General features: G+C 32.0%; 27 protein-coding genes and 1 other RNA gene. 17 read left to right on the forward strand and 11 right to left on the reverse strand.

Translation table 11 applies throughout. The annotated features are described in order from the left end of the window. Positions 1–2 precede the first annotated feature (2 nt). Positions 3–1,400: a short-chain fatty acid transporter gene (locus tag RM697_RS11070; RefSeq protein WP_311427961.1), complete on the reverse strand. Its 1,398-nt coding sequence runs from the start codon at positions 1,398–1,400 to the stop codon at positions 3–5. 130 nt (positions 1,401–1,530) lie between these two features. Between RM697_RS11070 and RM697_RS11075 the strand changes: the two genes are divergently transcribed. The 4 genes from RM697_RS11075 (at position 1,531) to RM697_RS11090 (ending at position 5,427) form a co-directional block, all read left to right on the forward strand. Next, the gene (locus RM697_RS11075) at positions 1,531–1,917 is read left to right on the forward strand and encodes a thiol-disulfide oxidoreductase DCC family protein (protein ID WP_311427962.1); all 387 of its coding nucleotides are present in this window, start codon (positions 1,531–1,533) and stop codon (positions 1,915–1,917) included. 51 nt (positions 1,918–1,968) lie between these two features. Continuing rightward, entirely contained in the window at positions 1,969–2,544 is a 576-nt protein-coding gene (locus RM697_RS11080; RefSeq protein WP_311427963.1) for a non-canonical purine NTP diphosphatase, read from the forward strand. A gap of 183 nt (positions 2,545–2,727) precedes the next feature. Then, a complete protein-coding gene (locus RM697_RS11085) occupies positions 2,728–4,551 on the forward strand; it encodes a DEAD/DEAH box helicase (RefSeq protein WP_311427964.1) in 1,824 nt (607 codons plus the stop codon). Positions 4,552–4,641: 90 nt separating this feature from the next. Then, positions 4,642–5,427 (forward strand): carboxypeptidase-like regulatory domain-containing protein, encoded by a 786-nt coding sequence (locus RM697_RS11090; protein WP_432277882.1) that lies wholly within the window; start codon positions 4,642–4,644, stop codon positions 5,425–5,427. Here the strand turns inward: RM697_RS11090 and RM697_RS11095 are convergent. Genes RM697_RS11095 through RM697_RS11105 form a run of 3 tightly spaced genes read right to left on the reverse strand, consistent with a single transcriptional unit; the run spans position 5,424 to position 6,862 of the window. Further along, a complete protein-coding gene (locus RM697_RS11095) occupies positions 5,424–5,804 on the reverse strand; it encodes a VOC family protein (protein WP_311427965.1) in 381 nt (126 codons plus the stop codon). The two genes, RM697_RS11090 and RM697_RS11095, sit on opposite strands and share 4 nt — an antisense overlap. 39 nt (positions 5,805–5,843) lie before the next feature. After that, the gene (locus RM697_RS11100) at positions 5,844–6,500 is read right to left on the reverse strand and encodes a TrmH family RNA methyltransferase (RefSeq protein WP_311427966.1); all 657 of its coding nucleotides are present in this window, start codon (positions 6,498–6,500) and stop codon (positions 5,844–5,846) included. Between the two features lie 2 nt (positions 6,501–6,502). Continuing rightward, a complete protein-coding gene (locus RM697_RS11105; RefSeq protein ID WP_311427967.1) occupies positions 6,503–6,862 on the reverse strand; it encodes a DUF1801 domain-containing protein in 360 nt (119 codons plus the stop codon). 90 nt (positions 6,863–6,952) lie between these two features. Here RM697_RS11105 and RM697_RS11110 point away from each other — a divergent pair, with 90 nt between their 5' ends. The 10 genes from RM697_RS11110 to RM697_RS11155 all read left to right on the forward strand — a co-directional run bounded on the left by RM697_RS11110 (position 6,953) and on the right by RM697_RS11155 (position 13,195). Continuing rightward, complete coding sequence (locus RM697_RS11110; RefSeq protein ID WP_311427968.1) at positions 6,953–7,558, forward strand: hypothetical protein; 606 nt, start codon at positions 6,953–6,955, stop codon at positions 7,556–7,558. A 74-nt stretch (positions 7,559–7,632) separates the two neighbouring features. Then, positions 7,633–7,932 carry a hypothetical protein gene (locus tag RM697_RS11115; RefSeq protein WP_311427969.1) on the forward strand — a complete coding sequence of 100 codons (300 nt, stop codon included), beginning with the start codon at positions 7,633–7,635 and terminating at the stop codon, positions 7,930–7,932. Between the two features lie 17 nt (positions 7,933–7,949). Then, the gene (locus tag RM697_RS11120; RefSeq protein WP_311427970.1) at positions 7,950–8,249 is read left to right on the forward strand and encodes a winged helix-turn-helix domain-containing protein; all 300 of its coding nucleotides are present in this window, start codon (positions 7,950–7,952) and stop codon (positions 8,247–8,249) included. A gap of 196 nt (positions 8,250–8,445) precedes the next feature. Beyond that, a complete protein-coding gene (locus RM697_RS11125; protein WP_311427971.1) occupies positions 8,446–9,855 on the forward strand; it encodes a DUF4153 domain-containing protein in 1,410 nt (469 codons plus the stop codon). Beyond that, positions 9,839–10,222 carry a hypothetical protein gene (locus RM697_RS11130; protein ID WP_311427972.1) on the forward strand — a complete coding sequence of 128 codons (384 nt, stop codon included), beginning with the start codon at positions 9,839–9,841 and terminating at the stop codon, positions 10,220–10,222. Before RM697_RS11125 ends, RM697_RS11130 begins: the two co-directional genes overlap by 17 nt. After that, positions 10,209–10,706, forward strand: a complete 498-nt coding sequence (locus RM697_RS11135; protein WP_311427973.1) for a Coq4 family protein — start codon at positions 10,209–10,211, stop codon at positions 10,704–10,706. Before RM697_RS11130 ends, RM697_RS11135 begins: the two co-directional genes overlap by 14 nt. A gap of 19 nt (positions 10,707–10,725) precedes the next feature. Further along, the gene (locus RM697_RS11140) at positions 10,726–11,364 is read left to right on the forward strand and encodes a SanA/YdcF family protein (RefSeq protein WP_311427974.1); all 639 of its coding nucleotides are present in this window, start codon (positions 10,726–10,728) and stop codon (positions 11,362–11,364) included. Beyond that, positions 11,361–11,735 (forward strand): ribosomal maturation YjgA family protein, encoded by a 375-nt coding sequence (locus tag RM697_RS11145; protein ID WP_311427975.1) that lies wholly within the window; start codon positions 11,361–11,363, stop codon positions 11,733–11,735. The genes RM697_RS11140 and RM697_RS11145 overlap by 4 nt, the downstream gene beginning before the upstream one ends. After that, on the forward strand, positions 11,732–12,400 hold the full coding sequence (locus RM697_RS11150; RefSeq protein WP_311427976.1) for a DUF1361 domain-containing protein: 669 nt from the start codon (positions 11,732–11,734) through the stop codon (positions 12,398–12,400). The genes RM697_RS11145 and RM697_RS11150 overlap by 4 nt, the downstream gene beginning before the upstream one ends. Positions 12,401–12,409: 9 nt before the next feature. Beyond that, positions 12,410–13,195, forward strand: coding sequence for a class I SAM-dependent methyltransferase (locus RM697_RS11155; protein WP_311427977.1), 786 nt, complete (start codon positions 12,410–12,412; stop codon positions 13,193–13,195). Here the strand turns inward: RM697_RS11155 and RM697_RS11160 are convergent, their stop codons facing one another. After that, positions 13,196–14,404 carry an NAD(P)-dependent oxidoreductase gene (locus tag RM697_RS11160; protein ID WP_311427978.1) on the reverse strand — a complete coding sequence of 403 codons (1,209 nt, stop codon included), beginning with the start codon at positions 14,402–14,404 and terminating at the stop codon, positions 13,196–13,198. It abuts the gene before it with no gap. A gap of 111 nt (positions 14,405–14,515) precedes the next feature. Here RM697_RS11160 and ssrA point away from each other — a divergent pair. The 3 genes from ssrA to RM697_RS11170 all read left to right on the forward strand — a co-directional run bounded on the left by ssrA (position 14,516) and on the right by RM697_RS11170 (position 16,103). Then, positions 14,516–14,908: a transfer-messenger RNA gene (ssrA, locus tag RM697_RS11165) on the forward strand. 210 nt (positions 14,909–15,118) lie between these two features. Then, a complete protein-coding gene (locus RM697_RS13730; RefSeq protein WP_432277883.1) occupies positions 15,119–15,361 on the forward strand; it encodes a DUF7672 family protein in 243 nt (80 codons plus the stop codon). 7 nt (positions 15,362–15,368) lie between these two features. Beyond that, positions 15,369–16,103 (forward strand): nitroreductase family protein, encoded by a 735-nt coding sequence (locus tag RM697_RS11170; RefSeq protein WP_311427979.1) that lies wholly within the window; start codon positions 15,369–15,371, stop codon positions 16,101–16,103. On the opposite strand, the gene rodA is transcribed toward RM697_RS11170, so the two are convergent. The 6 genes from rodA to purH all read right to left on the reverse strand — a co-directional run bounded on the left by rodA (position 16,104) and on the right by purH (position 23,342). Continuing rightward, on the reverse strand, positions 16,104–17,384 hold the full coding sequence (gene rodA / locus RM697_RS11175; RefSeq protein WP_311427980.1) for a rod shape-determining protein RodA: 1,281 nt from the start codon (positions 17,382–17,384) through the stop codon (positions 16,104–16,106). It lies immediately after the preceding gene. A gap of 1 nt (position 17,385) precedes the next feature. After that, the gene (gene mrdA / locus RM697_RS11180) at positions 17,386–19,332 is read right to left on the reverse strand and encodes a penicillin-binding protein 2 (protein WP_311427981.1); all 1,947 of its coding nucleotides are present in this window, start codon (positions 19,330–19,332) and stop codon (positions 17,386–17,388) included. Further along, the gene (locus RM697_RS11185; RefSeq protein ID WP_311427982.1) at positions 19,329–19,835 is read right to left on the reverse strand and encodes a rod shape-determining protein MreD; all 507 of its coding nucleotides are present in this window, start codon (positions 19,833–19,835) and stop codon (positions 19,329–19,331) included. Before RM697_RS11185 ends, mrdA begins: the two co-directional genes overlap by 4 nt. Further along, entirely contained in the window at positions 19,828–20,649 is an 822-nt protein-coding gene (gene mreC, locus RM697_RS11190) for a rod shape-determining protein MreC (RefSeq protein WP_311427983.1), read from the reverse strand. The genes RM697_RS11185 and mreC overlap by 8 nt, the downstream gene beginning before the upstream one ends. Positions 20,650–20,658: 9 nt before the next feature. After that, entirely contained in the window at positions 20,659–21,687 is a 1,029-nt protein-coding gene (locus RM697_RS11195; protein WP_311427984.1) for a rod shape-determining protein, read from the reverse strand. Between the two features lie 122 nt (positions 21,688–21,809). Further along, positions 21,810–23,342, reverse strand: coding sequence for a bifunctional phosphoribosylaminoimidazolecarboxamide formyltransferase/IMP cyclohydrolase (purH, locus tag RM697_RS11200; protein ID WP_311427985.1), 1,533 nt, complete (start codon positions 23,340–23,342; stop codon positions 21,810–21,812). Positions 23,343–23,460 lie beyond the last annotated feature (118 nt).

A 23,460-nucleotide genomic window follows, 5' to 3' on the forward strand; every position in this document is an offset into this window, starting at 1 on the left:
TATTATAATGGTACGTACAATACCATTAAAGATTGAATGATAAAAAAGATTATAAAAGGTACAACTAAATAGCCCATAATATCTCTGGCTTGTAACTTTACACCTGCTCCCATAATTGGTAATACTAGTAATAAAAAAAATGGCTGCATCATGTTACTTAAACTTTCACCATAGGCAACAGAAAGTGAAGCTCTAGAAATCATAGCAGTAACCTGATCATCTGGTAATCCTACTCCAAGTTCCTTAACAGCTTCAATAATACTTGGCCCAATCACAGCAAACTCTCCACCAGCAGAAGGTATAGCAAAATTTACGGCACCACCAGTTAGGTAAGCAAAAAACGGAAAGTTATCTATAGTTGCAACAGAGGCGAATATCTGAGCTAATTCTGTTCCTAAACCACTGTAAATCATTAAGCCCATAATACCTGCATAAAAAGGATATTGATATAAAACACCAGATACATTAGTACTGGCTCTTCTCATAGCAATACCATAACGCATTGGCGTTTTATGTAATAACATTCCAATCATTAGGAATATAAAAATCATAATGTTAAAGTTTAAATCGAATCCATTTTCATAAAAATGATAAATACTGTAGCTAAAACCCATCGCAACAATTATTAATTGTATAATAAAACTATTATTTAAACTATCAGAAACCGCTTTAACAGGTAACTTATAATTATAGGCTTCTTCTTTTATAGATATATCTTTAACAGAATAAAAATCACCTAATAAATCTTTTAGCTCTTTACCTTTATTATTTTTAGGAGCAATTAATAGTACTAACAATGGAGCTACAACTAAAATTAAAATAAGCATTGTTATATTTAATAACGATCCTAGAGTGAATGATGTAGGTATTACTTCTGATAAAATACCAGCTTCAATAAGATAATTTTGCTCTGTATTTAATAATAAAGGAATGGAACTCGATAAGCCGCAAACCCAGCTCCCACTGGAAAAATAAACACAAGCGATAAGAAACGGATAGTTAACTCCATTGACGCGTAAAGCTAATTCTCTAGCTAAAACGCAAGTAATTACAACCCAGCCAAAACTTACTAAACATAATAAAGCTCCTATAAATACAACAAACAAATACACTTGGTTTGGTGAACAAATATATTGTGTAAGCTTATCTATTACTTTTCTTATAGTTGGAGATAATGCTATACTAAATCCTGTAATTATGATTAGTACTATTTGCATTCCAAATGCTAATAAATCAAAAAAACCACTATACCAACCCTTAATTACTTCCATTGGAGAGTTGTTAAGCCAAACCATAGCTATTATGGCAGTTATTATAGTTAGTAGTAAAGCAAACACAAAAGCATTTGGCATATATTTTTGAAACAAATCTGTGAATTTCTCACCAAATTTAGATAGCATATAAAAGAGGCTTTGGTTGATAATAAGCAACAAGATACAGAAATATATTACTTCTTATTAAAAGTATGTTTTCTTAAAATGAAATGAATCTTTATTCATCTCGACTATACGTTTGTAAAACTAATAGACCATGAAAAACCTAGAACTTAAAGACATTATAATATTTGATGGCGAATGTAATTTGTGTAATGGTGTAGTTGGTTGGTTATTAAAATTTGCTCCACAAGATTCATTTAGTTTTATACCTTTTCAATCGCCCAATGGACAAAAATTATTAATTGAACATGGTTTCTCAACAACATCCTTAGATACTGTAATCTTAATTGATGAAGAAGGCATCAAAACACATTCTGATGGTTTTTTACGTATTATTTCTAAAATTCCTAAATGGCAACGCGTTGCAGCATTGTTAGCCTTTATCCCAAAAATACTTCGTGATTATATTTATATTACAGCATCTCGTAATCGTGTAAAATGGTTTGGACAATCTAAAAGCTGCACCATAAGACTACAATAAAATTTACAGCTTCTTTTTTTAATTTTATATTTGACAATAACTACCAAGTCAATGCAACTTGTTTTCGCAACCAATAATCTAAATAAACTTAAGGAAGTTCAATCACTTATTCCAAAACACATAAGACTACTTAGTCTAAACGATATTAGTTGTTTTGAAGATATTCCTGAAACTACTGGTACTATTGAAGGTAATGCCAAACAAAAAGCAGACTATATTAAAACCAATTATGGTTATGATTGTTTTGCTGACGATACAGGTTTAGAAGTTATAGCGTTAAATGGTGAACCAGGAGTAGACTCTGCGCATTATGCTGGAGTGCAGCGCAATGCAGAGGATAACATGAACAAACTTCTTAATGCATTACGAGACAAAAACAACCGAAACGCTCAATTTAAAACGGTTATTGCTCTACATCTTAATGGCAAATACCTAGAATTTACTGGGATTTGTAAAGGTGAAATCACTTTTGAAAAACATGGAAATAAAGGCTTTGGATATGACCCAATTTTTAAACCAAATGGTTATTCTCAAACATTTGCTGAAATAGATTTAGACTTAAAAAACAAAATCGGTCATCGTGGTAAGGCAGTACAACAGCTTTTTAATTTTTTGAATAGTCTATAAGGCCTTGCATTTCATTTGCATAATTTGAGATCAATTTTTATAAAAATAGTCATTTAATTAAAAAGTCTATCTTTGCCGCGAATTCCTCAGGGTGAGGATGTGTTACCAGAAGTATAGGTTTAAGTATGTCGATGCGCTTCTTATGTAACACAATCATAATGCATTTGAATACTTATACTTAGAATGAACACATTCCAATCACTTGGCTTGCAAGACAATTTATTACAAGCTATTACAGACTTAGGTTTTGAAACACCTAGTGAAGTCCAAGAAAAAGCCATCCCAGTTTTATTAGAATCTGAATCGGATCTTGTTGCTTTAGCACAAACAGGTACAGGGAAAACTGCAGCATTTGGATTTCCAATGCTTCAAAAAATTGATATTAATAGTCGTACAACACAAGGACTAATTTTATCACCTACTCGCGAACTATGTTTACAAATTACGAACGAGCTTAAACATTATGGTAAACACTGTAAAGGTTTAAATGTAGTTGCGATTTATGGTGGAGCTAGTATTACAGATCAAGCTAGTAAAATCAGAAAAGGAGCACAAATCATTGTGGCAACTCCAGGTCGTATGAAAGATATGATTGGTCGCAGATTAGTAGATATTTCTAAAATAGAATATGCTGTTTTAGACGAAGCAGATGAGATGTTAAATATGGGATTTTATGAAGACATCACCGAAATATTATCGCATACACCACAAGATAAAAGCACATGGTTATTTTCTGCAACAATGCCAAAGGAAGTTTCCATCATTGCTAAGAAATTTATGCACAATCCAACAGAAATTACAGTTGGACACAAAAATGTTGGTAGCGACCAAGTCTCTCATGAGTTCTATTTAGTCAATGCAAGAGATCGTTATTTAGCATTAAAGCGTTTATCAGATGCTAATCCAGATATTTTTTCTGTTATTTTCTGTAGAACTAAACGCGATACGCAAAAAGTAGCAGAAAAACTTATTGAAGATGGTTACAGTGCTGGTGCGTTACATGGAGATTTAAGTCAGAATCAGCGAGACTTAGTCATGAAATCATTCAGAAATAAGCAAATACAAATGCTTGTTGCCACAGATGTTGCTGCACGTGGTATTGATGTCGATGACATTACACATGTTATTAATTATCAGTTACCAGATGAAATAGAAACATACACACATAGATCTGGTCGTACTGGTCGTGCTGGTAAGACTGGAGTTTCTATGGTTATTGTTTCTAAAAGTGAACTCAGAAAAATTGGAAGTATAGAACGAAGAATAAAAAAGAAATTTGAACAAAAAGAAGTTCCAGATGGTATGGAAATTTGTCAAGTTCAATTGATGTCATTAGCTAATAAAGTTCATGATACAGAAATTAATCATGAAATTGACAACTACTTAAAAGATATCAATAACTTATTTGAAGATACCTCAAAAGATGAACTGATTAAAAAGTTCTTCTCTGTAGAATTTTCTAGGTTTTATAATTACTATCAAAAATCAAAAGATCTTAATGTTGAAGCTCAACATAGCAGTAGCAGAGATGGTGAACGAGATGGTAACTCAACACGTTATTTTATTAATGTTGGTCGTAAAGATGGTTACGATTGGATGAGCCTAAAAGACTTTTTAAAAGACGTCTTAGAATTAGGTAGAGATGATGTTTTTAAAGTAGATGTAAAAGATAGCTTCTCTTTCTTCAACACGGAAAAAGTTAACCAAGAGAAAGTCTTAGCCTTTTTCACCGACTTTAAATACAATGGTCGCTTTGTTAACGTAGAAGTATCTACAGATCGTGGTGGTGGACGACAGCGAAATCGTGGTAGACGACGAGATGATAGAAAACGAAATGATAGACGTGGTGGAGAAAGACGAGGCGATGAAAGACGATCAAGACGAAGTGATTCTGGAGAAAATAGATCGAGAAGACGATCTGATGACAATCGATCAAAATCAAGACGATCAGATTCTGGTTCTAATTCTGGAGGATCCTCTAGACCAAGACGCTCAAGAAGACGTTAACCAACTGTGATGTTAATTATAAGTCAAATTTATAGGTTTTAATAAAGGTTATACTATTTCTTTATTACCTTTACGTTATAGTATAGTTTAATGAAGCAATTATTTGCATTTTTTTGTTGTATTGCCATGTTTGGTAATGTCATTGCTCAAGATGATGAAAAGCCTACATACGTTCAAGGCATTATCGTAAGCTCATCAACTTCTGAAGTATTAGAGCGTGTAAATATTGTAAATTTAAATCAGGTAGTTGGTACATCTACAGACACAGATGGAAAGTTTGAAATTAAAGCGAAAGCAAACGATACTCTTCACCTCTCTTATTTAGGGTACAAATCAATAAAAGTTCGTGTTACGAACGATTGGTTAAAGTTTGGTGAAACTACTATAGAAATGACAGAGCTAGCTTTAGCTCTTGAAGAAGTGGTTGTAACACAATTAAAACTTACAGGATATTTAGAGGTTGATATGAAACAAGTGCCTATCATCTCTAACAATCGTTATAGTATATCTGGATTACCAAATAGTGGTTACGAAGCTGGTAAAAGTCCTAACGCTATTAACAAAGCACTTGGTGCTATCTTTAATCCCGCTGATTTTCTCTATAATATGTTTGGAAAAAAACCAAGAGAAATGAAGAAGCTTAGGCAAATGAAAAAGGATGATGAGATTAGAAACTTACTGGCTAGCCGTTTTGATAGAGAAATGTTAATGGTTCTGCTTCAAGTAGATCGTTTTGATTTAGATGAAATAGTAAATCAATGCAACTATTCCAAAGATTTTATACAGACTGCAAACGATCTACAAATCCTTGATGCTATTAGTGAATGTTACGAAGAATACAAAGTATTAAGTCGTAATAAAAAACGAAAGTCTTAGATTGGTTCTGAATATAAGGCTATTCTATTCCCTTCAGTATCTTTAAATAGTGCCATAAATCCAATTTCGGGAGAAATCTGTGTTTTATCTTGTAACACATAACCACCTGAAGTTTCCACTCTACTGAGTTCATCAGCAACATCGTTAGATCCAAAATAAACTAGTGCTCCATGCGTATCACTTGGAATATAGGCTTCATTTTTAACTAATGAACCCATTGCTCCTGGTTTTCCGATTGCAGATGGAAACCAACCCATTAAGGTACCTCCAAAATCTTCAACTTTAATATCAATTTTGAATACACTTTCATAAAATGCTTTGGCTCTATCCATGTTAGTAACAGGAATTTCAAACCAAGCCACCATATTCTGTTCCATAAAACTCTTATTTTTTTTCTGGACTTAAAAGTTACGAAATTATTGACTCTCGTAAAAACGAGCTGTTATCTTGTCGTAACTCTTAATGGTTTTTTTAATCCAATCTAGCCATTTTTCTTGCTTCAACTCTTCGGTGAGTTGCCATCTAATATCAGACGCTCTAAGTTGAGACGTAACATGTTGAAGAATTATTGCTGCAGACACAGAGATATTTAAACTCTCTGTAAAACCTGACATGGGGATTTTTATAAAACGATCAGCGCGTTCAATAACCTCATCACTCAGACCTTCGGTTTCTCTACCAAAAAAGAAACAAGACTTTTTAGAAATATCAAAATCTTGTAATAGACAATCTTCTTTATGAGGTGTTGTAGCTATAATTTGATAACCTTGAGCTTTAATGTTATCTAAACATTCTGAAATAGAATTGTAACGATAAACATCGACCCATTTCTGAGCTCCCATTGCAATTTCTCTATCTATACGCTTGCTGTTAATTTCCTCAACCACATGAATATCTTGCACGCCAAAAACATCACAACTTCTTATGACTGCACTTGTATTATGTAATTGGTACACATCTTCCGTAGCCACAGTAAAGTGTTTGGTACGTTTTGCAAGAACTTGTTCAAAACGTTCTTTGCGATGTTCTGTTAAATAGCCTTTTAGATACTCTAAGAGTTGAAGATCTGTCATAACTATTTATAGAGTTTCTTGTCTCTAATAGCATAAGCATCCTTAAGCACATCTATAAGAATTATATTGTCAATATCTTTGAGAGAGTTGTAACGCAAACTCTTTACCACCTTTCGTTTTTCTGTAATAAAATATTCCAAATGAACCGATAAATGTTGAGAAGCCCAAAAACCAACATCAACATAATCCTTGGATTGGTTTAAGTAACATATTGGTCGTTTACCAATATAGTAACAAGGAATTCTCCATTTGTATTTTAACTCTGCCTCAGGTAAAGTATGTTCTATAACCACCTGTAAATGCAAAAGTATAGAACGATAAGGTTCTTGTTGTTTAAGGATATAGTCTTCTGCTGGATTCAATGATTATCTATTTTCTTCAAATTTAATAAACTTTTAACTTGAAGAATTGAATAATATTTATTTACTTTGTATTTCAAAGTACTTTTCATTATGGGCAACGAAGATTATTTAAAAGACATAAGTGAAATAAAACATCTCATGAATAAGTCCTCTCGGTTTATTTCTCTCAGTGGGCTTTCAGGGATATTGGCAGGAATTTATGCCTTAATTGGTGCAGCAGTCGCCTATTATTTAGTAGATAACTCCGTTTTAGGTTATATTACTTTAGATGGAAAACTCTTTAGAATATGTTTTGCCATCCTTATTGTTATTGCTGCGTTAAGTGTTATTACAGGTGTAATTTTAACCACTAAAAAAGCGAAGAGAAATGGTGAGAAAATTTGGGATAGCTCCTCTAAACGCTTGCTTTTTAATTTTCTCATTCCCTTGGTAACTGGTGGTATTTATATACTCATCATTCTTAACCAAGAGCGTTACGGACAAACAGCAGCTTTAATGCTTATTTTCTATGGCTTGGCATTAATTAACGCTTCTAAATACAGTCTTGGTGATATTAAATATCTAGGATTTACAGAGATTATCTTAGGACTCATTTGTGCTTTTGTTCCTTCTTACGGATTTTGGTTTTGGGTTATAGGATTTGGCATAATGCATATTGTATATGGTGTTATTATGCATTTTAAATATGATAATTAAAAGCAGAAATGAAAAACATTAAATACATAACTATTTTACTAGTAATTCTAAATTTTAGTTGCTTACCTAATTCCATGGAATTTAATATTCATAACGACAGTGGATTTAATATTCACTCTTTGTCAATTCAACCACATTCGCAAAATCAAACCATAAGTATTGAACCTGATAAAAGTAAAAAAGTGACAATAGATTTGAATGATGTTAAACAAGATGGATGCTATTTAGTATCATATAAATTTAATGACTCTGATGATGAGGTTAAAAGATGCATAGGTTATTTTAGTAATGGTATACCTTCTGATGAAAAGATTGAGATATGGATTAAAAAAGACACCTTAATTTACAGATCTAATATTGTCAATGAATATTAAAGCTATAGCTTAATATTATGAGCATAATCACAAACATAAATAAAGCATTTGATCATCGTATACGATTAGGTATTATGTCTGTTTTAATTGTTAATGAGTATGCTGACTTTAATACACTAAAAGAGCTCTTAGATGTAACAGATGGTAATTTAGCAAGCCATACTAAAGCTTTAGAAAAAGTAAACTATATCCATGTAGAAAAACAATTTATAGGAAGAAAACCAAATACACGCTATAGTACAACAAAAGCTGGCAGAAGCGCCTTTAAAAAACATATTGAAGCTTTAGAAAACATTATAAAACAACAAAATTCTTAATGAAAAATTATATTAAAATCATCACTCTAAAACTTTTAGGAAGAGACCGTTGGAGACACCTCAACAACATAGAAATTGCTATGCTACTACTCTCTCATCCTCTCTATTGCTTACTGTGGTGGTTGAGAACTCAAAAAGAACACTTAAAAAAATTTATTAATTCACTTTGAATTTCAAAGTACTTTAAATCACTATTATGAAACGTGCAATTATTATTATCGCCTCTGTATTATTTGGACTTCTGTTTTACGATAAACAGATAGGACTCAATCTATTAATCTTTTCTATCATAACTCTTATAGTTTTGATAATCCACGACTCTAAAAAGTTTAAAGAACGTAATGTTCTCATTAGTGCAATAGTTTACATATGTACTGGAGTCATTGTTTTTATAAACCTATCTAACCTTTCAATCATTGCCAATTGTATTGCTTTTTTTACGTTGATTGGTGTTAATTCAAAAAGCAATACATCTATTTATATTAACTGGTTAAATGGAGTTTACTCAACTATTGCTGGAATATTTCATAGAAACGTAGATGTAAACGAAGCGCAACAGCAAATTACTTTAAAAAAAGATATTGACATCTTCCACTGGGTTAAACTTTTAGGAATACCCATTGCATTTATAATCTTATTTGTAATGCTCTACAAAAATGGTAATCCTATGTTTAATGATCTCATTAACAAAATCAACTTAGATTTTATTAATCTAGAATGGATTTTATTTTGTGTTTTAGGTTACTTTCTTTTCAGTAATATATCTAAACCTGTTTGCGTAGAACCTGCTACCTCATTAGACTTAAATACTGATAACATCTTAGTTAAATCTAAAAACTTTTCAGAAGAAACTCTAAAAAAAGAAACTCAGCTTGGTACCTTACTTATTGCACTTCTAAATCTATTAATTGTATTTTATATCGTTACAGATATACTGTATTTACTAACTAATGATCTTAATAGTGCCTCTGCACTTTCCAACCAAGTACATAGTGGTATCAATACACTTATAGCATCTATTATTATTGCCATCATAATAATTCTATACTTTTTTAGAGGAGATCTCAACTTCTATTTAAAAAATACAACTTTAAAAAATTTAACCTATTTATGGATTATTCTTAATATCGTTTTAATAGTTCTAATTGCTAATAAAAACCATACCTATATTACTTCCTTTGGTTTAACCTATAAACGCATAGGTGTTAATGTCTATATTTTTCTAACACTAATTGGGCTAATCACTACATTATTAAAGGTGATGAATATTAAATCGCTAGTGTATTTATTACGTGTTAATACACAGTTATCGTTTGCTATAGTTATCATACTCTCTACAATTAATTGGGATAATACTATAACCAATTACAATCTTTATAAAGCTGAAAGCTTTGATATTGATTACCTTATTAAACTCTCTGACAGAAATGCCATTACACTCTATAACGCCAAGGCTAATATTATTATATCTGAGGATAATAAAGGACGGATTGATCAGAAGTATTTAAACCATATTAAAAGTCTAAACAACAAAGATTGGCAAGAAGTACATTACGAATATTTTACAGTTACTGAAAAAACTAATGCTTATGAATCTTCCAAGTAACTTATCAAAATCGATGCTTTTAGCTGCCTCAATATTTTGGAGTGTTATTATAGCAGATGAATTTGATCCAGATATGATACCTTATATTTTTCTTTCGCTCATTCCAATTTTTATGGTAAGTGCTTTAGTCATAACGCTTACCATATGTTCAGTATTTTGGCTACGCGAAAAGGATAATACTAGCAAAATAAAAGTATTCTATACCTATTTTCCATACTATGCAATTGTAAGTTTTGGGTTCTGTTTCTATTTTATGGCATCGTCTAATTTCGATGTCTTTGTGGTAGCTTTTTTTTCGTCTGCATTTATAACAACAAGCCAATCTTGGGTTTGGTTTGCCAAAGAAAAACCTCATGAAAAGACTTAGAAAGCAATTTATAGAGTGGTTGTTTAAGCATTCACAAAATCTCTACACACAACTATTTAAAAGGCAACAATCTTGGAAAATCTCAAGAGCTGAACTTTTAAAATATCCAGAGCATACCTTTGGGAACCATTTAGGAGAATTTTTAAATACCCACAATTTTGAACTTATTGCAAAAGTTGAACGACACGATGCTTATCATACCTTAACAGGAATTGGCACACGAGTAGAAGACGAAATTGCATTACAATGTCTTTGTTATGGTAACGGCAAACGAAGTCTTTATCTATTTGGTGCTGTTATACTTGGTATTTTAATTCTGCCAGACTATTTAAAGTACTACAAAGATGCCTACAGAATTGGAAAAACTGCACATCCTTTCCATCATTTTGATTATAAAAAGCTGTTAGATGTAGACTTTAACATATTTCGTTCTTCAATTTTCAGTAGTACACAAATCCAACACTTAAGTCTATATCGTAACTAATATATCATTCATAAACTTTATGACATTAAAATCTATTTTCAAAAAAAGCACATTCCTGGTTTTACTCGTATTACTTAGTATTTATATTCCTAATTCTATTATTAAAAAGAAATCTAAAGATAAACTCTACAGTTCAATAGAAGGTATTCCATATAACGACGTTGGATTAGTTTTAGGCGCAAGCCGAATTACTCCTAGTGGAAATATTAATCTGTACTATAAATACAGAGTTGAAGCTGCAATAGAACTCTATAAAGCAGGTAAAATAGCATACATCTTAGTTAGTGGTGATAATGGTAGAAAAGATTACGACGAACCTTCAGATTTTAAAGACGATTTAATACGAGGTGGTATTCCTGAAGATAAGATTTTTCTTGATTATGCTGGTTTTAGAACTTTAGATTCTGTGATTAGAGCAAAAGCCATTTTTGGTCAGGATAGTATCACAGTTATTTCTCAAAAGTTTCATAACGAAAGAGCTATATACCTTGCCGAATATCATAACATGAAAGCCATAGGATATAATGCAAAATCGGTTGGTGCAAACTTTAGTAGAAAAACTCTTATAAGAGAACATTTTGCAAGAACAAAAGCATTTATGGATATTACCTTTAATACAAAGCCAAAATTTTTTGGTAAAACCATTGCTATAAAATGAGTTTAATAAAATTCAATAAAACATACGCTATCTATGCCATCTTGCTTTTTACCATTGAAGCATGGATTGCTGTAGTGTTTAAGTCAGGGTTTATAAGGCACACCTTTGGTGATTTCTTAGTGGTTATCTTACTCTATTGTGCTTTTAAAAGCATATTTAATCTAAAACCTAAATATATGGTTGCCATTGTAATCACCATAGCGTTTGGTATCGAGTTTTTACAATTAGCAAATTTATTAGCTTTTCTAAATTTAGAAGATAACTACTGGGCAAAACTCATTTTAGGAAGTACATTTCATATCAGCGATCTGATAGCTTACACTTTAGGTTGTATTACCATTTTAATTACAGAATATAAAAACACAAAATGAATACTATAAAAACCTTTATTAACAACAGATTTAAAATATTGTCAATTGTATTTGTATTAATGAGTACCAGTCTATTTTTACTCATGCTTAGAGTAAAACTAACACAGTCATTCTTTTACTTGTTCTTGGTTTGGAATTTATTCCTAGCCATAATTCCTTATGCTATTTCTATTATAATGGTACATAAAAACATCTCAAATAAATTACAATTGTTTTTAGGTTTTGGAGTTTGGTTAGCTTTTTTACCCAATGCACCATATATTATTACAGACCTTTGGCATCTTAGATTAGCAAGCTCAGATATATTTTGGTTAGATATAATAGTTGTATCGTCCTTTGCTGCAAACGGTTTATTGTTATTTTACCTTTCGTTACATGACATGCTACAACTATTGAATCAATACCTCCAAAAGGTGTTTTTCAAAGTATTACCTATAATATTAATTCTACTTTCTAGTTTCGGAATTTATTTAGGGCGATTTTTACGTTATAATTCTTGGGAGATCTTAAGTAATCCAAAAGTATTATTTACTGACACTTTACTTATTTTTATTAAGCCTTCTGAATACAGTGAAGCTTGGCTTTTTATCCTTATATTTTCCTTGTTTTTGTATATTGGTTATTGGGCTTTTAGATCTTTATTCAGTACTACTATAAATCAGTAACTTTGTGTTATGGCAGAAGCAAAGTATAATACAATAGGTAATAATTATAATATAACTCGAAGAGCTGATCCTTATTTAACTAAAACTTTATATCAATTACTAAACCCAAAACCTAAAAAATTGTATTTAGATATTGGTTGTGGGACAGGTAATTACACAAATGCTTTGTATACAAAAGGAGTCTCTTTTATTGGTGTAGATCCTTCTTCAAAAATGCTTAACGAAGCTAAAATTAAACATCCTAATATATACTTTAGAATTGGCACTTCAGAAGTTATTCCTTTAGATTCTAATTCTATTGATGGCTGTATAGCAACGCTTACACTTCATCATTGGAATAGTTTAAAACTGGGCTTCTCTGAGTTATTTAGAGTACTAAAACCAAATAGTAATTTGGTGGTCTTTACATCGACTCCTCAACAAATGGAAGGTTATTGGCTAAACCATTACTTTCCTAAAATGCTTAAAGACTCTATGAAGCAAATGCCAACTTTTGAAATAGTTAGAGAAGCATTAATCGATTCTGGACTTACTAATATTGAAATCAAAGACTATAGTATTAAACCAGATTTACAAGATTTGTTTTTATATTCTGGGAAACATAATCCTGAATTATATTTTAATGAATCTGTAAGACAAGGTATTTCTTCATTCTCATCTTTAGCAAATAAGAAAGAAGTTGAAGACGGTCTCTTAACTTTAAGACGCGATATAGACTCAGGAAAAATAGGACGTATTATAAACCATTATAAAAACGATAATGGTGATTACCTATTTATTAAAGCAAAAAAATAATTAGTCCTTAGCATTAACAAAGTCTTGAAGGTAACTAAAGCGTGGTGTTAATTTTCCATCTTTTGAGGTCATTTGTGCACGCTCTAAAACTCTGTCTTTATCATCATTAAAAAAAGCAGGAATCACATGTTCTAAAAATGCTTCTCCGAAACCTTCGCTAGCATCTTTAGGTAGCTCGCAAGGCAAATTATCTACTGCCATAACGGTTATTGCATGATCTGCATCGTAAGCAACTTCAGACTCGGATTTAGGATCATAACCATAAAAAGGATCAGCAATAGTAGAGGCTCTTAACGTAGAAGCCACAGGACCATCAACATCGCATGAAATATCTGCTACTAAATTAATATTGAAGTCAGGATGTTTTGCATCTTCTCTAGTGAATAAATAAGGTGCACCATTACCGTAAAAATGACCAGCTATAAAGTAATCTGTTTCTTTAGCATAAGGCATAAAGTTACTCTCATAGCCAGTTGGATCTTTATAAAACTCCCACTTATCACCTACTTTTCCATCAGATCGTTTTGCATATTCCATAACGTCAACCAAACAATATACAGGTTCGGTAAATTTAGAAGTTAAATATAACGCATCACTAACTTGCTTAATTTGTAAATGATCTAAAATTTCTTGAGCACCTTTAGCTACCTTTCCTGTTCCAGATAATAAGATTTTTATATTAGGAATAGTAATTTTATCCAATTCTGCTTTAACAGCATCTAGATCAGCAAGGGTTTCAACCTTAGGCAAATTGAATAATTCATCTCGTAAACCTAAAGCTCTAAAGCCATTATAGGCACCAACTAATCCTGCATAACGACCAAAACCAATTAAACGAGCACCATTGTCTTGTATAATGGTTTCATGGTCTATCATTTCAATATTTTTCTCTAACATAGCTTGCAAAAGTTTTCTATTGTAAGGCTGTTTTTTTATAGTATGCGAGAAATAGAAATATTTTTTATTAGGAATAAGGTGCTCAATCGGAACTTCCTTTACACCAATCATCACATCACAATCAGATACATCATCTGTAACTTTGAAACCTAAAGCCTTATATGCTGCATCAGGAAATACTCTAATATCAGAGGACTCCACTATAAATTCTGCCTGAGAGAATTGCGTTCTGGCTTCGACTAGTTTTTCAGGAGAAAACACAACACGTCGATCTGGTGGATTTTTTCGTTCTTTTATGATTGCAAACTTCATCTAAAGTATTGGTATAAATTTTGCACGAAAATAGTTGGATTTACAACCATTTGCAAAGTTTTTAATAACTTCGCAATCCATTTCTATTAAGATAGAAATTTTATTAAAAAAGGGGTCGACTGGTTTTGACAGCGAGACTCATTGTTTAGTAAGCACGTCGTGTAATGGCATTGAAACACGTAAAAGGCTAGACCAAATTTTAAACGGCGAGAATAACTACGCTTTAGCTGCATAATCTGAATTATAGTAAGATTAGCCTAGGCTCACAAGGTGAGCAAGCTTTATGTCTCCAGAAAGCCTTGGTTAATGGCGTTCTATTTTGAGGCATCGTAAATATTAACTAAGATAGTGTAGCGCTTTGATGCATTATCGAGATTAAGAAGCTACGTTTTAAGTAGGTTGTTTTTTATCAGCTTATAACCGACAATTAATAAAAAACTAAGCGTGTAGAAAGTTAAGTAATAGCTTGTTTGGACGAGGGTTCGAATCCCTCCGACTCCACGACACTCGCAATTTGATTGTGAGTTTAAACATATAAAATCTGGTAAGTTTACTTAACCAGGTTTTTTTGTTTTAAAGACACTTGACTTGAAAAGACAACAAATTGCATTTGCAACTTTGGTAGTAATAGGAAAAACGTAGTTAATCCCTCCGACTCCACAATTAAGCGAAGCAAGGCTTTAATCATTATTTTAGTTTTATTATATTTCGGTTATGCTAAAACTATATTGTATTGGTTTGTCTATACTATTGGTTGCAATTATAGCAAATGCAATTATTATAAAAACAAGCCTTTTATCATGGTACGATGTATTCTTAATGTTCAATGAGCTCGGTTCTGAGGCTTTAAGAAAGATAAAACTAATTGACTATCTGTGGTTACTCATTGGCTATCCTTTTATTTTGAGTTTTGGTTATGTTATTGGTCACAAATTTTACACTCTAATATTCACATAAATTATCCATGGAAAAAACAGTTACTGAAGCAATAAATTACCGTCGTTCTACTCGTGTGTATTTAGATACACCTTTAGATTCTAAAAAAGTAAAACAGTGTCTTTATAATGCTAGTCTCGCTCCTACAAGTAGTAACCTTCAACTTTGGGAATTTTATCATATTACCAATAACGATACATTAAGAGAATTAACTAAAGCTTGCTTTAATCAGAATGCTGCCAAAACAGCACAGCAACTAGTGGTTATTGTTACTCGTAAGGATTTATGGCGTAAACGTGCAAAATCTAACATTACCTTTCTTGAAAAAATTTACAGTAAAACAGATTTAGATTCGCGTTGGTTAAAGCGAAAAAAAATGGCAATGAACTACTATAGGAAAATCATACCAACAATCTATACGGATTTCTTGGGTATATTGGGCTGGTTTAAGTATTTAACGTTTCAAATTGTTGGATTGTTTAGACCTATTTATCGCCAAACTAGAGCAAGCGATATGCGCATTGTTGCTCATAAAAGTGCGGCTTTAGCTGCTGAAAACTTTATGCTAAGCATGTCTGCCATTGGTTATGATACTTGTCCAATGGAAGGTAGCGATACATTAAAGGTGAGACAAATATTAGGATTACCAAGAGGTGCTGAGATAAACATGGTTATTGGTTGTGGTATACGAAATGAAGAGAGAGGTATTTATGGCCCCCGTTTTAGAGTACCTTTTGAAGACGTTTACTTTGAAGTAAAATAACTACCATTCGTTAATTTTATTAGAATCTAACTTTACAAAAACAAACAGTAAAATAGTAAAGCCCCAAAGTCCTGATCCACCATAACTAAAAAATGGTAACGGAATACCAACGGTTGGAATTAAGCCCATAACCATACCTGTATTAATCATAAAATGAACAAAGAATATAGATGCCACAGCATAGCCATACACTCTACTAAACTGAGATTTTTGTGCTTCAGCTAAATACAAAATCCTTATAATGAGCATCACAAATAACAGAACGGTTATAGCACTACCTACAAAACCCCATTCTTCACCAACTGTACTAAATATATAATCGGTGTGCTGCTCTGGTACAAACTTACCTTTAGTACGTGTACCTTCTAAAAACCCTTTACCTGTTAAACCACCAGAACTGATTGCTTTTTCGGATTCATTAAGGTTGTATAGAATGGTTTTTTTCATGGCTTCTAGCTTAGCTGGATCCTTTTCTAAACGCAACCATAAACTAATTCTGTTTTGCTGATGCTCTTTTAAAACATGTTTATAAAATAACTGTACACTAAATGAAAAGCTAACACATAGAAGAAAAATTACTAACGATTGCAGTATGGTAATTCTCTTTTTCTTGGTAAAGAAAAAATTAAGAATAATAACAACTAAGGTAATTACTGCTGTAATTACAATTCCAAACTTTAATGCAGAAACTGCTAACGCAATTATAATCACACCAAGTATAAGGTAAATTTGCTGCAAACCTTCTCTATAGAACACAAAGAAAAAAGCTACATAAACTATAGTACTACCAGCATCATTTTGTAATAAAATTAAAACAGCTGGAATAAAAATAATGGCTACAGTTTTTAACTGATCTTTAATAGATCGTAAATCGGTTTGTAAATCACTTATATATTTAGCAACAGCCAAAGCAGTGGCAAATTTTGCAAACTCACTGGGTTGAATCGTAAAACCACCAATACCATACCATGATGTTGCGCCATTTACGTTTTTACCAAATACAAACAAACCAACCAAACTGAGCATTGAAACTAAATAAATAATACTGGAAAAACGTTCGTAAAACTTAGCTTCAATAGATAAGATCAATAAGATTAAAACAAATGTGAGCCCAATAAAAATAAGCTGTTTGCCATAAGGCTGACTCATATCAAAATAACTAACTACATCACCAGAATGTGATGCTGACAAAATATTTACCCAACCAAAACCTACAAGTAATAAGAATAAAATTATGGTTATCCAATCAAATTTAAAGCCTCTATGGTTTTCTCTTTGCATATTATTGATCTAGAGGCTCTTCTTGTGAATTCTTTATGATGGCTTGCTTTATTTGATCGTATTCTTCTTTTCTTAGCACTCTAGTTTCTCCATTAATTTTAAATGGCTTACCAGAATATGGCTTTTCATATTCATGTTCTAAAGTGTGATCGAGAATCCAACGTTCAAAATCAGTTCTGGTAACGTCTCCTTTTATGTATTTTTCAATCATAAGGCTAGCAATTCGTCCAGCAAATCGTCCGCCCCAATATCCATTCTCAACAAAAACTGCAATGGCTATTTTAGGGTTATCTTTTGGAGCAAAAGCCACAAAAATAGAATGATCTGTTAATTGTGTTTTAACGCTGTCTATTCTAACAAAATTTTCAGCAGTACCAGTTTTACCACAAATTTCAATACCAGAAACTTTTAGATGCTTTGCTGTTCCTTTATTATAAACATCGTACATACCTTGTACTACAGGTTCAAAATGTTGTTTATCTATTGTTGTGTAATTTCGTTTGGTATATTTACTAGGAATAGTGTCTCCTTCGATTGATTTAATAATATGTGGTGTGTAATAATATCCTCTGTTGGCTATAGCAGCTGTCATATTAGCGAGCTGAATTGGAGTGGCTTCTACTTCGCCTTGACCAATAGCATTGGATACTACATAAGTTGAAGCCCAACGTCCTTTTTCATAGGCTCTATCGTAATAAGCACCATCTGGTATTCTACCTTTCTGTCCAACTGATAAATCATTACCTAAATAATTTCCGAGTCCAAAACTTTTAGCATGGTTACTCCAAGTATTCATATTCTCAGATATATTGCTACCATCTTTTTCTAAAATTCGTCTGTAAACATTTACAAAATAGGCATTACATGATTCGTAAATACCCAAATTCATGTTGGCAGGACTTCTATGGTGATGACATCCTGTTAGCTTTCTACTTCCGTAATAATAACCCATTCTACAGGTAAATGTTTCGTTTGTATTTACAACACCTTCCTGTAAACCAATTAAAGCATTAATAACTTTAAAAGGAGAGCCTGGAGGATACATAGCTTGTAATCCTCTATCAAACAGAGGTTTGGCGATAGAATCCTTATAGAGTTTATTAAAATTCTTAGAACGTTCTCTACCAACTAAGATATTTGGATTATAACTTGGAGCAGAGACCATAGCTAGTATTTCACCACTACTTGGCTCAATAGCAATAATACCTCCACGTTTATTTTGCATGAGACGTTCTCCATACTCTTGTAGTTTTGCATCAATAGTAATTTTTATATCCTTACCTGGTTGCGGAAGTGTATCTAATCTACCTTCATCAAAAGGTCCAATATCTTTATTAAAACGGTCTTTTTGAATAAACTTAATGCCTTTTACACCACGTAATGTTTTTTCATAAGAGGTCTCTACACCTTGCTTTCCAATGAGATCACCCATTCTATAGTAAGGATCTCTATTAATTATAGATCTGTTTACCTCACCAATATCTCCAAGAACATTAGCTCCTATTGATGTTTGATAGGCTCTGAGAGAACGTTTCTGAATATAAAATCCATCATATTTGCGCATTTTTTCTTGTAAAACGGCATAGTCTTCTTTAGATAAATGTGATAAAAATACTGAAGGTAATCGCGGCGAATAACGATAAGCTTTGTTAAAAGTCTTTAAAAAATCATCTTTAGTAATTCTAAGAAGCTTACAAAATTCTAAAGTATCTAATGGCTCTACTTCTCTTGGAATAACCATAACGTCATAAGACGGTTGGTTCGCCACTAATAGTGTTCCATTTCTATCGTAAACATAACCACGTTTGGGATAAGTAAACACTTTTCTAATAGCATTATCTTCGTATATGTCATAGGATTGTGTGTTGTAAATTTGCAGGTAAAATAATCGTGCTATAAACACTAGGCCAACTAAAACAACCATTGAAAAGAGTAATAATTTTCTCATTTACTTTTGGGACTAAAAAGAAGAATTATCAATAAGCTTAAGATCATTGTAAACACTCCTGAAAACAACGTTTTCTGTAATATTAATAGTATCTGAGACATGTTAAAAATCTCCAAAGAAAAAAGTACTAAATGATGTGTAAATGTTAATATAGAAATATATCCGAATAAGCTTCCAAACTCCATATTTGAGAATTTAATCGTTTGATGCTCGTACAGTGTTCCGAAAGAAAATTTTAAAACAACTGGTCTTAAGTATGCAATACAAACACATGCAGCAGCATGCACACCTCCCGAATCTGAAAAAATATCTATAGTTAGTCCTAGTAAAAATGTAGAAATTAAAAATAACACTCTATTATTATTAACTGGATAAGACAGTATAAAAATGATGTATACAAAAGGATTAATATAACCCAGAAAATCTATACGATTAAACAATATCACTTGCATTAAAACAAGCACAACGAATCGTAAAACAATATTGAGTCTTAAACTATTCATCAATTAAATTTTCTAATTGTTGAATTTCTTTAGCATCTACATTTTCGACGATATACACAAAACCGAGGTTAGACATATCATTAAATAACTTGACTTGTACGATGTAACTATCACCACTGTCATCAATTTCAAAAGAATCTATGCTACCAATAGCAATTCCTTTAGGAAAAATAGAAGATCGTCCTCCTGTTACAATAGTATCACCAACATTGACTGGAGCATATTTTAAAACATCTTCCATTTGCACATACTCAGGTGATTTGGTATTCCAACGTAAAGACCCTATATGATTAGAGTTTTTTAACTTGGCGTTAATTCTACTTTTAGTATTTAAGATAGATAATACTGTTGCATAGTTTGAAGATGTATTATCAATAATACCAATAATACCTTTGGCATTAAATACACCAAAATCTTGATGAATAGAATCATTAGCACCTTTATTAATTAATAAATAATTATTAGGCTTAGAATAGCTATTTTTAAAAACCTCAGCGACTTTAATTTTATAATGTCCAGTTGATGCCATTGGTAATTCAGCAATGGAATCGATACTAGTATCTTGGTTAAAAATTAATGCTCTTAATCTTGAATTTTCTTCAACCAAAAGTTCATTTTCATGTTTCAAATTAAAAAACTGACTTAGTGAATTTGTACTCTTATAAATACCTCCTGAAATAAAATTTGCTGAATTTATAAACTTACTTCTATGGTAAGAATGAGACTGAATAGTTAAAGTCAACGAGATTCCAAATAACAACAAAAACATAAGAAAGGTTTTATGCCTTATTATGAAGTTTAGGATTTGTTGCATTTGAAATTATTACTTTATGAGTACGCTCTTATATTTCTGAAGGTTTTTTAGTACAATACCTGTACCTCTTACAACAGCTCTTAATGGATCTTCGGCTATATAGACTGGTAAATCTGTTTTTTGAGATAAGCGCTTGTCGAGTCCTCTTAACATAGATCCTCCACCTGCCAAGTAAATTCCTGTGTTATAAATATCTGCAGCTAGTTCTGGTGGAGTTTGAGATAAAGTTTCCATCACAGAATCCTCAATTCTTAAAATAGATTTATCTAAAGCTTTTGCAATCTCACGATAAGAGATCTGAACCTGTTTAGGCTTACCTGTGAGCAAATCTCTACCTTGAACACTCATTTCCTCTGGTGGTAATTCTAAATCTTCCGTAGCTGCACCAATTTGTATTTTAATTTTTTCTGCTGTACGATCTCCAACATATAAGTTATGTTGTGTTCTCATGTAGTAGATAATATCATTAGTAAATACATCTCCAGCAACTTTAACCGATTTATCACATACAATTCCACCTAAAGCAATCACAGCAATTTCTGTAGTTCCTCCACCAATATCTACAATCATATTACCTTTTGGTTGCATAATATCAATACCTATACCAATTGCTGCTGCCATTGGTTCGTGTATTAAGTAGACTTCTTTACCATTAACTCGCTCACATGATTCTTTAACTGCTCGCATTTCAACTTCGGTAATACCAGAAGGAATACAAACAACCATTCTAAGTGCAGGACTAAAAAGCTTTTTCTTGAGAGCAGGTATGTTTTTAATAAACATACTTATCATTTCTTCAGAAGCCGCAAAATCTGCAATTACACCATCTTTAAGTGGTCTAATTGTTTTAATATTTTCGTGCGTTTTTCCTTGCATCATATTGGCTTCTTTACCAACATGTGTGATTTTTCCTGTAATTCTGTCTCTGGCAACAATAGATGGACTATCAACCACAACTTTATCGTTATGGATTATAAGTGTATTTGCTGTTCCTAAATCAATGGCTATTTCTTCGGTTAAGAAGTCAAAAAATCCCATGGGCTAATTGTAAAAATTTTGGGTTGTATGTGTAATAATTTCGATAATCGTAAATGTAATAAATAATACGAAATAAATTTGATATCAGACCCCTTATTACACAATTTATTTCAACTGATTTATTAGTGTTTAAAATGACGAGTTCCTGTAAACACCATTGCCAAATTATTTTCGTTACAATAGTTAATGCTTAATTCATCTTTTATCGATCCTCCTGGTTGAATTACTGCAGTAATACCAGCATTATCAGCTATTTCTACACAATCAGGAAATGGAAAAAATGCATCACTTGCCATAACAGCACCATCTAAATCAAAATTGAAGGACTTTGCTTTGTGTATAGCTTGGTTTAAAGCATCTACTCTACTCGTTTGCCCTGTACCGCTTGCACATAACTGACCATTTTTAGCTAAAACAATGGTGTTAGATTTGGTATGCTTACAAATTTTAGATGCAAAAATGAGGTCTTTTAACTCTTGCGCTGTTGCACTAGAGCTGGTTACTGTTTTTAAATCTTCTAGAGTATCTGTTTTAGAATCTCTATCTTGAACTAATACGCCATTTAAGCAGGTTCTAACAATAGTGCTCGGTAACTCTACATCATTCTGAGTGAGGATAATTCTATTCTTTTTTCCTTTAAGAATTACCATAGCCTCATCTGTAAAACTTGGTGCAATTACTACTTCACAGAATAATTTATGAATGTCTTCCGCAGTAGGCTGATCTATTTCTGTATTAGCTATTAATATGCCACCAAACGCAGAAACAGGATCACCTGCTAATGCATCAACGTAAGCTTTATGTATGGTATCGCGTTGCGCAAAACCACAAGCATTATTGTGCTTTAGTATAGCAAATGTTGGTGCTTCACCTTTAAACTCATTCATTAAATTCACGGCAGCATCAACATCGAGCAAATTATTATAACTTAATTCCTTACCATGATGTTTAGAAAATATACTATCAAAATCCCCATAGAAAAAGCCTTTTTGATGTGGATTCTCTCCATAGCGTAACGTCTTACCTTGAGTTTCTGACAACTTAAAAGACGCTATAGAATGATCTGCATTAAAATAATTAAAAATAGCACTATCATAATGAGAAGACACATTAAATGACTTTGCTGCAAAATGTTTTCTATCAGCTTCAGAGGTTTCTCCTCCTTTAGACTTCAACAGCTCCAAAAATTCTGAATAATCCTCCACTGAAGAAACGCAAACAACATCGGCATAATTCTTAGCCGCAGCTCTAATTAATGAGATACCTCCAATATCAATCTTTTCAATAATATCTTGATTACTTGCTCCTGAGGCAACTGTTTTTTCAAAAGGATACAAATCTACAATCACTAAATCTATCTGAGGAATATCAAAATCAACTAATTCTGCAACATCACTATCGTTATTTTGTCGATTTAGTATACCACCAAATACTTTAGGATGTAGTGTTTTTACACGACCACCTAGTATTGAAGGATATGAAGTAACGTCTTCTACAGGAACAACGTCTATCCCTAAATCTTTAATAAATTTTTCTGTTCCACCTGTAGAATAGATCGTAACATTTTGATTGTTTAACTCTTTAACTATAGGCTCTAAACCGTCTTTACTAAAAACAGAAATTAAAGCTGATTTAATGGTTTTGGTAGTACTCATTGTATTGTGTTGTCGTGTTGAAAAATAAGATGCGCTAAAATACGTATATTGAGAGATATGTTATTGGTAAAAACTTTAGTTTATTTAAGTTTTTTGTAACAATTGATTGTTGAAAACA

The sequence above is a fragment of the Microcosmobacter mediterraneus genome (assembly GCF_031846265.1).
Taxonomy (GTDB): domain Bacteria; phylum Bacteroidota; class Bacteroidia; order Flavobacteriales; family Flavobacteriaceae; genus Microcosmobacter; species Microcosmobacter mediterraneus.